General features: G+C 33.9%; 8 protein-coding genes. 3 read left to right on the top strand and 5 right to left on the bottom strand.

Translation table 11 applies throughout. The features are described from left to right. Window positions 1-2 precede the first annotated feature (2 nt). The 4 genes from recR to priA all read right to left on the bottom strand — a co-directional run bounded on the left by recR (window position 3) and on the right by priA (window position 5,553). Complete coding sequence (gene recR, locus OPR29_RS00355) at window positions 3-590, bottom strand: recombination mediator RecR (protein WP_180708353.1); 588 nt, start codon at window positions 588-590, stop codon at window positions 3-5. Window positions 591-722: 132 nt separating this feature from the next. Continuing rightward, entirely contained in the window at window positions 723-2,111 is a 1,389-nt protein-coding gene (locus tag OPR29_RS00360; protein ID WP_007302183.1) for an ankyrin repeat domain-containing protein, read from the bottom strand. Between the two features lie 559 nt (window positions 2,112-2,670). Continuing rightward, window positions 2,671-3,474, bottom strand: coding sequence for an ankyrin repeat domain-containing protein (locus OPR29_RS00365; protein WP_265025254.1), 804 nt, complete (start codon window positions 3,472-3,474; stop codon window positions 2,671-2,673). Between the two features lie 114 nt (window positions 3,475-3,588). After that, window positions 3,589-5,553 carry a replication restart helicase PriA gene (priA, locus tag OPR29_RS00370; protein ID WP_265025255.1) on the bottom strand — a complete coding sequence of 655 codons (1,965 nt, stop codon included), beginning with the start codon at window positions 5,551-5,553 and terminating at the stop codon, window positions 3,589-3,591. A gap of 98 nt (window positions 5,554-5,651) precedes the next feature. Here priA and OPR29_RS00375 point away from each other — a divergent pair, with 98 nt between their 5' ends. Both OPR29_RS00375 and OPR29_RS00380 read left to right on the top strand, forming a co-directional pair. After that, window positions 5,652-6,620, top strand: coding sequence for a hypothetical protein (locus tag OPR29_RS00375; protein WP_265025256.1), 969 nt, complete (start codon window positions 5,652-5,654; stop codon window positions 6,618-6,620). 9 nt (window positions 6,621-6,629) lie between these two features. Then, on the top strand, window positions 6,630-10,082 hold the full coding sequence (locus OPR29_RS00380) for an ankyrin repeat domain-containing protein (RefSeq protein WP_265025257.1): 3,453 nt from the start codon (window positions 6,630-6,632) through the stop codon (window positions 10,080-10,082). Window positions 10,083-10,101: 19 nt separating this feature from the next. On the opposite strand, the gene OPR29_RS00385 is transcribed toward OPR29_RS00380, so the two are convergent. Continuing rightward, the gene (locus OPR29_RS00385) at window positions 10,102-10,227 is read right to left on the bottom strand and encodes a hypothetical protein (protein ID WP_265025258.1); all 126 of its coding nucleotides are present in this window, start codon (window positions 10,225-10,227) and stop codon (window positions 10,102-10,104) included. A gap of 66 nt (window positions 10,228-10,293) precedes the next feature. Between OPR29_RS00385 and OPR29_RS00390 the strand changes: the two genes are divergently transcribed. Then, complete coding sequence (locus OPR29_RS00390; RefSeq protein ID WP_213863789.1) at window positions 10,294-11,250, top strand: IS5 family transposase; 957 nt, start codon at window positions 10,294-10,296, stop codon at window positions 11,248-11,250. Window positions 11,251-11,252: the final 2 nt, after the last annotated feature.

Genomic DNA, 11,252 nt, shown 5'->3' on the forward strand with positions numbered 1-11,252 from the left:
ATTTACTCATACTCTTGTCTTGAAGTAAGCGCTATCTTCAGAGTCCCTTCATCTAGGTAGTCAATTTCTCCACCTATCGGTATACCACAAGCAAGGCGCGATATTTTTACATTCGAATTCTTTAGCAATTCAATTATATATTGCGCAGTAACTTGGCCTTCTAATGTCGGATTGATTGCAATAATGACCTCTTCAATTTTAAATTCTGTAACTCTTTTGGGAATGTTATCAAGATTCAGTTCTTTTGGACCTATGCCATTTATTGCTGATAGCCTTCCACCCAAAACATGATACATACCTGAATATATATTCCCTTTTTCAAATGCCCATAGATCACCCAATTCTTCTACTACACACATTAACTTGGTGTCACGCTTTGGGTTAGTACAAATAGAACACGGCGATTTAGTATCTAGGTTTCCACAAATTTTGCACTCTATTATAAGATCCGCTAGCTCTCTAATCAAAGATGCAAGCGGTAGCATGACTTTCTCTTTATTTTGGAGCAAATGTATAACTAATCTTCGTGATGATGATGGACCTAAACTTGGCAATTTAGAAAAAGCATGAACTAAATTCTTTATATTAATGTTCATTTAACAAATTCAGGATATAGTTTATAAAATGATAACATCAAACCTTTCGTAAAGAAAGCTTAGTTTGATTGGCTATGAAAAAGATTTCCCACTTTTTTTAGAACTGTCTTGAAAAAATTAATGTAATCACAATCTACTGTAACCTAACTCTGATTCAGGTATAACTGAAATTATCTCACACATTTGCGTAGTTACTACGGTACTTCTTTTTTGAAAATGACGTAATTTATTTTTCAACATATTTCTTTCTTCTACATAACTGTCTGACTCTTTATTCAAACTAGAATTTTTTTCTTCATACTTGGAAAGTATTGTATCGATCAAATAATTAAAAAATAATATTAGACCTGTAGTGTTGGCAAGCAATGCAAGAGAATAATATAACATATCTTCACTCACTTCTTCATTTATTATGTCATGGGAATTTCTATACATTCTAAAACAAGAGCCGAAGGCTGCTAAGCATACACAAGTAAGTTTTGTTTTGTTTAGGACGCACTTAATTCGTGCTAGTTTTTTATTATTATCTTCTAATTTTATACGCAACTCACTAATTTTACTACTATAGTGCTGAATAAACAATTCTATGGCCTCTTTGTTATTAGCATAATTATATGCTTTGTAAGATTCCTTATCTATGAGTTCAGTATCTATATCCTTTGATTTGAGAAGCTCTTTGATTGCTTCATTTTTGTTAAGAAGCATAGCTTCGTGTAGAGGTGTGTACTCATTTTCAACATCTTTTCTTCTGTTAATATTTTCACGAGTTAAGTAGTTAAAAAGAGCTGAAATGCATTCTGAATTATTGCTTTCAATAGCCAGAGTAATTGCATCTTTTCCATCCTTGTTATTAGTATTAATAACTTTGAAAAGCGGCTTTTCATTCTCTTGCTTATGTTCAAAATATTTGCGTTTGTAAAACTCACTTGAACAGTATGGTTCCTTAAGAATACACAAAAGTTTTTCTACAAAACAAGTACGATTTCTTTTTATAGCTACATGTAAAGGTGTGTCATGATTCTCCTCGTCTTGCAACAATAAGACATCATACAAATAACCCTCTTTATATAAAAAATTAATCTCTTGATCAAAAGAGATATCTTCTTCTCCTTTACAGATATTTAGTAGCCGTAACCCTATACTTTCTGTAGTACTGTAATCAATTGCAGAGCTACGTTGCACTTTAGATTGATAAAGGGTTACGTCCATACTATTCCTACCTTTAAACAACCCAGCTATACCTCTAAATATTACAGCTATACCTGATTCACTCCGAGCAGCACAAGGTGTTTCATCTGGAATGTTAATCTCAACATTTTCACTAGAAAAAAGTTCTAAAACATGCGAGTTGCTTTTTCTACTGGAAAAAGGCACATCGTTCCTTTTATCTTTAATCTCAGCACTCTTTGCATTCAAAGAATTTAGAGAGTTAGCTAAACAATCAAGATCTGTAGCATTTTTAGACTCAAGGTCTTCTGCTTGAAAATTTGCTGCAGTGTTTATTTCACCTTTCATATTTCTTTATTTTACAGGGATTGCATTTCAGGTAGGGTATCTCATCTTTAAAATTTTTCAACTCTATTTAAATTTTTTTAAAATAGTTTTTGATAAAAATACTTATGAAACTAACTTCTGTGTTAATTTTTTAGAAGATTTTATAGCTAAAAAATTACTTCCGCATATTTTAAATCTGATTACAATTACAGTTAGAGATATTTATTGAGCTCAAAAATCTATCTTCGGTCTGCAGACTTTTAAATCACACTCACTAAAAATGTAGCGTATCCTCTTCAGAGCATATCTGTCGTATGTGCACTGCATTTTTTCTAATCTTTTTTATACAGGGGGATCTTATGTTCAGAATTCCAGATACTTGACCTTTAATTTAGCTAATAAAAACCAACTGGTACCTGCGGTTTTTATAGCTACGTTTTCTCAAATAAGTTTTAAATGAATAGATTTCTTGCATAATAAGATGTCATCCCAGTGCTTGACACTGGGATCCAATAAGAAAAATGCGCTGGAACTTTCGAATTCCAGTTATGCAAGAAATCTAATGTTAAAAAACTCACAGTTATCCTAGTACTGCTTTATTATCTACAGTCTTTTCATACTTGACAGAAGAGAGTTGAGGATTAACAGCTTCTTCTATTGATTTAGCCTGTTTATAGTCTTGACTTAGGAAATATATAGCCACTCCAACTGCTATTCCAGCAACAAGAGCAGATACTGCGAGTGTGCATAATATAATAGTCATTGAAGGGACTAAAGCACTACCAACACCGAGTCCAATGCCAAGAAAAACGCCAGGTATAATGCCAATCAAACTATTACATCTAGCACTTTCTTTTTTCGATTTAGCTTGGTCTTTCATACATTCGATGAGTACTTTTTTTGTATTTCCATGAGCTAAATCTAGTGAAATGTTACCTTCTTCATTCTTTATCAAAGGATTTGCACCATATTTTAAAAGGGCTTCTATTGCCTCAGTGTTATTACTTATAACAGCTTGGTGTAATAATGTATTTTTACTACTTTGATCTTGAAAATTTATCAATTTGTAGAAATACTGAGGAGTAATAAACCTATTCACAGTTTCATCTAAAATCTTCATCACGTCTTGAAATGATAATTTCTCTTTTTTCTCAGATATTACACTATCGTGTTCAATACAGTGGTGCAAGATAGGGTATACTATCTTTCCTCCTTCCTTATTGATAAGATCTCCATTTACAGGGATTTTATTTAAAATAGCCAGTGCGAATAACCGCTTGTTAATCACAATTTCGCTATTATCATTAAGATATTCTTGTAACTCTTTAATTTTTTCTGTAAATTTCTTTTCTCCATCATTAATGATTTTAAGTAAATCAGTCATATTATCTCCCTATTCTAATTATATAAATAATATAATAAATTCTAATAAAAGTCAAGTTTTTTAATTAAAAAATTAATAGAACTTATTAGCAATTCCTACAAATGTCAAATAAATTCAAAAGAAACTCACAGGATCAACATCTATTGTTACTTCAATATTTGAACTCAAGTTACAGCAATGTTTCAGCTTTTTCTTTATAGACAGACTGTATTTATTGTGTATTTTGAGTAACACTCTATACCGATATTTATTATTTAAGAAATTTATTGCTGCTGGTGATGGGCCAAAAATTTCAAATTCTTTCAATGTCAAGTGCTGAGAGGTAGTTGAAAATTGATTATGTAAAAAGCTTGTTAACTCACTTGCTGCTTTCTGCGTTGCAAATTGATCCTTACCACAAACTATAAGCGCTATTAGCCTACTAAATGGGGGCATTTTAGCTTTGCGTCTTGACTCAAGTTCAATTTCATAAAACAAATCCCTTTTTTGCTGCTGCAATGCTTTTATTATCAAACTTTCAGGATTATTAGTTTGCACTATTACCGTTCCTTTTTCGTTGAACCTCCCAGATCTACCGGCAACTTGATGCAATAATTGATACGTCTTTTCTGCTGCCCTGAGGTCAGAATTTTCAAGGCCTAAATCTGCGTTTATCACTCCAACCAAAGTTAACTTAGGGAAATTATGCCCTTTAGCAATCACTTGTGTACCGATTATAATATTCACTTCTTCTTTGAGCACTGAGTCAATTACGCTACCAAGCGACTTCTGGTCGCTGCTAATAATCGCAGTCTTTGCGTTTGGTAATAGTTTTACTATCTCTTCAAGTAACCTCTCAATTCCTATACCACAAAGGGATAATGACTGCTCACTTTGACAATTCGAGCATTTTTCTGGAAGTTTTGATTGGTAAGAACAATGGTGACACAAAAGGACGTTCTTTTTCTTGTGGTACGTAAGCCATACAGTGCAATTTGAGCAGGAAATTTTATATCCACATTTTTTACAAACTGCAAGTTGCGCATACCCCCTGCGGTTTAGAAAGAGCATAACTTGCTGTTTTTTCTCTATGGTTTGTTTTATCCCTTCGAAAAGCTCATTTGAAATCCATTGTTTATTATTCACTACTTTTATGTGCGGCAACTCTGCACCACCGAATCGTTCGGTTAGCTTTACATGGTTGTAATTCCCTTTTTTAACATGATAAATTGTTTCAAGCAGCGGAGTAGCGGATGATAAAATAATCGGAATATTTTCGAGTTTGGCTAAGATAATTGCCATATCTCGAGCATTATATATAATTCCTTGTTCCTGTTTAAAGGATGAGTCATGCTCTTCATCAACGATGATCAATTTTAGGTTCTTATAAGGCAAAAAAAGTGATGACCTTGCCCCAATAATTATCTGCGCACTTCCATTTGCGATACTGAGCCAATTATTTCGGCGAGCTTTGGGAGTAAGTCCTGAATGCCACTCAGCTATATTTCCAGATATCTGATTGTGAACACGATTTACTAATTGTGAAGTTAGGACAATTTCTGGCAGAAGGATCAGGACTTGTGCATCGTTTACGATTTCAATTAACCTTGCAATCACAGAGAGATAAACTTCCGTTTTTCCAGACCCGGTTTCACCGTCAAGCAAAGTCACTGAATACTCATTCAAATTACTTATTATCTTATCGCGAGCTGCTTGCTGCTCAGGGCTTAATTGGTAATCTATTTCACTTATTTCTTGCTTTTGCTTAGTGCAAACTAACTTATCTATTTGATTTACCTTTAATACTCCTCCCATTATCACTTTGGCAAGCATACCGATAGGTATTACATTATACTGTGCAACCCACTCTGCAAATTCGATCAGTTTTGGTCTGATGCTCGGCAAATCGATCTTTTGCTCAATAAATTTTAATTCTCGATCGCTTTTGCTACTTTCTCTCCAAACTATTCCAATCAAACGCTTTCTGCCAAACGGCACCACTACGTAATCTCCAATTGAAACTTCAGTATCTTCCTCAACTGCATATGAAAATAACTGATCAATTGGAAGCGGTAGTAATACGTCAACTGTTTTTGTCATAAGTTAGCGCTGTTTTTAGATACATAGAGAAGCCTTAATGCTTTTTTCATAGTACACAATTTATAATCATAAATATTAGAAATGTGAGGAAATTCTGTATGTTTAGCGATAAAATAGTCCTAGACTTTGAAATAGAAAAAGGTGACCGAATAGATCGGTGTTACTTCTCTACACGCATCAAACTTACAGATAAGAGCAAGAGTTTTCTATGTGAAAAGCTCGGTAAACCTAACAATTTAGATGATTACTTTAATCTTAATCCTGAAAATTTTTATATTTATTACAACAAATATAGTGGTCACTATGGTATAAATGAGCTATATGTCAGAGATGATAATGGTAGATATTTAGCTACTAAACTTCCACTTGATCAGAGCGGATTTTCAATAGAGTTATCACCTGGTGAGACAAATTATGGTTTTTATCCTCTGTATGCAATCTATAACCCCACTCAATATGACAAAAAGCAGGAAAAGAGCTTTGAAGATAATGGTGAATTGCAGCCACTTGTGTCAAGTGTATTGGATTACTTTCTAAATGGCTTAACCGTTCAAGATATGTTTTTGCAAATACAAAATGAGCTTGTTGAAAAAGAAACAAAATTAGAAGAAGACAGAAGAAAAGCAGAGGAAGAATTAAATAAAAAGAATGAAAAGTTAAGGGAACTCATAGAAAATGATGAGATTAAAGTACTTAAAGTAATAAAAGGCCATAGTATTGGGAATGGACGTTCAGCGGCAATTTTGCAGCTTGATGGTGATCTTGATGCAAGTAAGTACTACATAGCAGAGTATGAAGGCAATGAATACTTACATTGCACGAGCTCTGGTTATGACATACTGCTTGACCAGAGCGATTTATTTTTTGTTCTCAATAGCAGCTCTTATCTTGAACTTGAAAGCGGTTTCTACTCAATACCTGCTGGCAACTATGCTAAATATCTCGATACTAAGAATCTGCTTTTTCGCGATGATCAACTATCTAAGCAGTTGTGTAAAAACAAGGTAAAGGCTGAATCTACAGTTAACGCATTTTTCTCAAGACTTATTTATAGTGAAAATTTTTAAGAGGTGAATATGAAATTTAAAACAAATTCTGAATATGATAAATCACAAACTTTGATTAAAAAATTATTTCCAAATAAAGAAAGTATAGTAATAAACGATCAGCTTACAATAGAAGTAAAATATGGGGGATTAGCTAGTTATACCCCTGAGTATATAAAACAAACTGTAAAAGATGCTTACGGAGCCTGGTCTGATAATTTCTATTCACAAAAAAGCGTTCATTCTGGTCCAGTAAAATTGCAGCTTTATGTGCTGAAAAATTACGATGATTACAAAGCTCACATCAAGGAACTTTCAGGTGGTAAGGACCATAGAGAATTATGGGGTGGTGGAACGGTCAGAGCACACGAAGCTGACGGCACGATAGCAAAGACTTTTATTGTTGGAGATGTAAATGGTTTACTTTGCGCAAAATCTAAAATTTTAATGGAGAAAATGAGCGATGCATTTCTTGAGTACTCTACCGGTAATATGGATACAGTACCTGAAGTTTTACGTACCGGTATGAAGCTTTTCATGTGGAGCTATGATGCAGCTAAAAAAGAAAGCACTCGCGATATGCATTATACAAAAGAAGCATACAATAAAATGCATGAATCTGGGCATGATACACCATATAAAATAGCAAGTATGTCTAACGACTATAGAATATCAGATTGCTTAGTGACATTCCTACAAGAAAAACATCCTCAATTCATAAAGCAATTGCTTACTGAAATGTCCTTCGATAGAGTACAAGCGATATCAAAATTCAAACATCTTTTGAATAACTCAGAAGTTGAAAAAGAATTTAAGCAGTGGATGGATGTAAAAAGTGGCGATAAAATTGTGGCAGATCTTGTGCCAGATAGTGAAGTTATGACTTTTGGCGAACACAAGCTTCAAATAAATATAAAATATGATGATGAGGAATTAACTCAGAGCAAATTGAGTAGTGTAAAAAATGCCATCGAGAGTACTATAAAAGATTTTGATTCAGCATTTGGCATTAATAATTCTCAGCCTTGGCACAACATACCAAATAAAGTTAATGTTTTCGTATTTAATACAAAGAGTGACTACGAAAATTATCTTAAGGAGTTGAACGTTAACTATAAAGGCGCTTCTGGCTTAACAGTTCAAGGGCGTGGCTCAGAAGTTCATGTTTATTTTTATCTACAAGACCAATTTGATGATTCGTGTAAAACTTTAAAACACGAATTGGGGCACGCCTTAACTATCATTAATTCCTATTATGGTACAGGTGATGTCTTATCTAAGGCCATGCATGAAGGGGTTGCTAACTATATGGCAAGTTTAGAAGATGGTCGGCATGTCAATGACCACGGAGATAAAGAGGCCTTGATTGCAATAAGAAATAAAGATCTCAAACCAGATGAAATATTGCGCAATAATATTTGGAGTAATAAAGGGGAACATTATCATTCGGATGCTGAACAAGTGATCAAATTTCTTGAAGATAAACACCCAGATATGATTGATAATTTGCTCAAGGGCCTTTCTAAATCTGGTGCAAATAGGTCTCAAGGTAATAAATTATTTGAGGATTTTTTGGCTGAGCTGAAAGGTTATGATCAAGAATTTAAACAATGGGTTAAGGCTGAGCTGAGTGGTGAACAACATATGGAATATAATGTTGTTGAATCTAACAGTGTTGAAAGTTCAACAAGCCAACAAAGTGCAGGCAAGGGTCTATATGGTTATAGCCCAGTACATAATGTAAGTGGTGATAAAACCAAGATAGAAAGTGTCAGTAGAGAAGATTCTATGCAACCTGCTAAAAAAGCGAGTGAAGACGAACAAGGAAAAGCTGTTACAACAAAAGTTATGAAGTATAATAAACAGCCTTTCTTAAAGGTGAATATTGATGACAATAATGTAGAAAATACTATAGGAAAAGTAAACGAGATAAATAAGGTAACAGGTGCGACTAGTTTACATTTTGCTGCTTCATTGGGAGATTTAAGCAAAGTAGCAACGCTACTAAAACACAATTCATATATTGATACAAGAGACCATAATGGACAAACGCCACTACATTATGCCATTCAGTCAGGAAATACGGAAGTAGCAAAATATCTTATTGATCATGGAGCAAATCTTAATGTTCATGACAATTATTATCAGAAAACTAATACTAAATATGTGTATTATAAGACACCTTTACACTATGCTATTGAGTCTGGAAATATAGAGATAGCTAAATACTTAATAGATCGTGGTGCAAATCCTAATATTCAAGATGCTTATTCCCAAACACCATTATACAGTGCTATTTATTCAGGTAATACAGAAATAGTGAAGTATCTATTAGATCATAACGCAGATCCTAACAGTAAGGGTTTTTATACTTTTCCATTGCTTGCTGCTATTAAGCTAGGGAATTCGGAAATAGTTAAGAGTTTAATTGAGTATGGCGCAGATCTTGGTATAAAGAACACGTCAGCTCAAACACTGCTGCACTATGCAATTGAGCTAAAACATACGGAAATTGCTAAATACTTAATAGATCGTGGTATAGATGTTGATACCCGTGATATTAGCTCTGGTAAATCTCCACTACATTTTGCCATGCACATGAAAAATATGGAAGTAGTTAAATATCTCATAGAGCACAATGCGGATATTGATATTCAGGATAGCTACGGCTTAACACCTTTGCACCTTGCTGTTGATCTTGGAAATAAGGAAATAATAGAACATTTAGTTGAAAAAGGTGCGAATGTTAATGTGCAGGATAATGATGGTTGGACACCTTTAGTTCATGCAGTGAGGCATGGAAAGTTAGATACAATAGAATATCTAATAAAAAACAAAGCTGACGTTGATGTTGTGGGCAAAGATGGCAGGACACTTATTGAACATGCTGAGTTATGGGCAGAAGGGAAAGGTATAGAAAGAGATGTAATAGATAGCAAAGGCGGTAATGATTCTTATTATCGTGAGCTTTCAAAAGAAGCTGCAACTTGGGAAAAAGCTGGAAAGGATATGCTTAGCTATCTCAAAAAAATTACTATGCAAGAAGAAGAATCTAACGATATAGACCAAATGCCAGCAGATCAACCTGCGAGTGAAGAAAGGAGTAAAAGGTCGCTAGTAGAAGATGAAGAGAAGCAAGAGGAAATAACTGTTATAGATAATGTGAAACAACATCCTTTAAAAATCAAAGTAGGTGAAGCTATTGGAGATGGTAAATATAAGGCGGTGCTGCAAGCTCAAAATCAAGACATAGATAATTTTTATCAGAACTTAAGCAGTCAGTATACTGCTGGGAAATACAATTATAATCAAATGATAGCTCTGTATAATAAAGTTTATGTGCAAGATTCCAATCTTGATGGAAAGCCGATCACTCTTTCTGAAGCTTATGTTACAAATGATCATCTATTTATTAAAAATCAAGATTTTGGAATTTTGAATGATTTTAATGAGATGTTCTATAAAAGTGATGAGTTTATGTAACATAAAAGGTGGATGACAATTAATTGATATAAGGAATTAGATCTTCCACTGTCATCCCAGTGTTTCTTTCTCCTGCCATTCCGGCATTTCCTTCTCCTGTCATCCCAGTGCCCCGACACTGGGATGGCTTTGTTGCACCACTCAAGGAAAGAACAGGCAGTTACTGATGGAATTTGTTATAAAATAGATATTTAGCCGACAAAGGAAAAATATGCCAATAAGAATGAAAGTCAGTAACTGCAATGAATATAACAAATTTCTTCAAGAAAGGGGAAATGTTTTTCATTATATCAACGATGCCATTGAAAATTGGTACGAAAATAGTCCAAAAGTAGCAGGTGGCAACAATGTCTACAGCGACAAAGTAGTGATTCTAATTCACATAATAACCTATCTATTCAGGATTGGTCTTAGGCAAACAGTGGGATTTATAGAGAAATATCTTGAGCAAATAGGGAAAATTTTGCAAATTATCAGCTATTCGCAGGCTTCAAGAAGGTTTAAAAAGCTTAATATCAAAATCAACGACTGCAGAGTTGATAAGAACGATATGGAAGATATTGAAATTGCTATAGATAGTACAGGTATCAGCATCTACAATAATATTCCAGGCCATAGTAAGGCAAATGGTACAGATAGAAAGTATCGCCGCTATGAGCAAACAAGAAAGCTACATGTAATGCTAGAGATAGGTAGTAAAAAAGTTATAGCTGCAAAATACAGTAGTGGAGTTTATTCCGACCACTATGGAGCCTGTGATCTTATTGAAAGAGTGGATACCAAGTATAACATAAGCACGATATATGCAGATAGGGCATATAATCGAAAGAAGTTATACAAACTGTGCGATGAGCTTGACATAAAGACAAGGATTCCTCCGCAAAATAATGCAGTAGAGCATCCAAAGTTGGATTATATGAATGAGAGAAATTCTACAATCAAGCTCATAAAGTCATATGATGAAGATGGTATGAAGAGGTGGAAAAAAGAGATAAATTATTGGAAGAGATCTTATATAGAAAGTTTTTTCTCGCGACTGAAGCAAATATTTGGATTTAGTTTTAGGAATAAATCTGAGATTAATCGTGAGAAGGAACTGCTACTCAAGTGTTATTTGCTTAACAAATTTACTGAAATAGGCATGGCTAAGTTTGATATAGCTTCATGAAT

Origin of the sequence: Wolbachia endosymbiont (group B) of Pammene fasciana (genome assembly GCF_947251495.1) — a bacterium.
Lineage (GTDB): Bacteria > Pseudomonadota > Alphaproteobacteria > Rickettsiales > Anaplasmataceae > Wolbachia.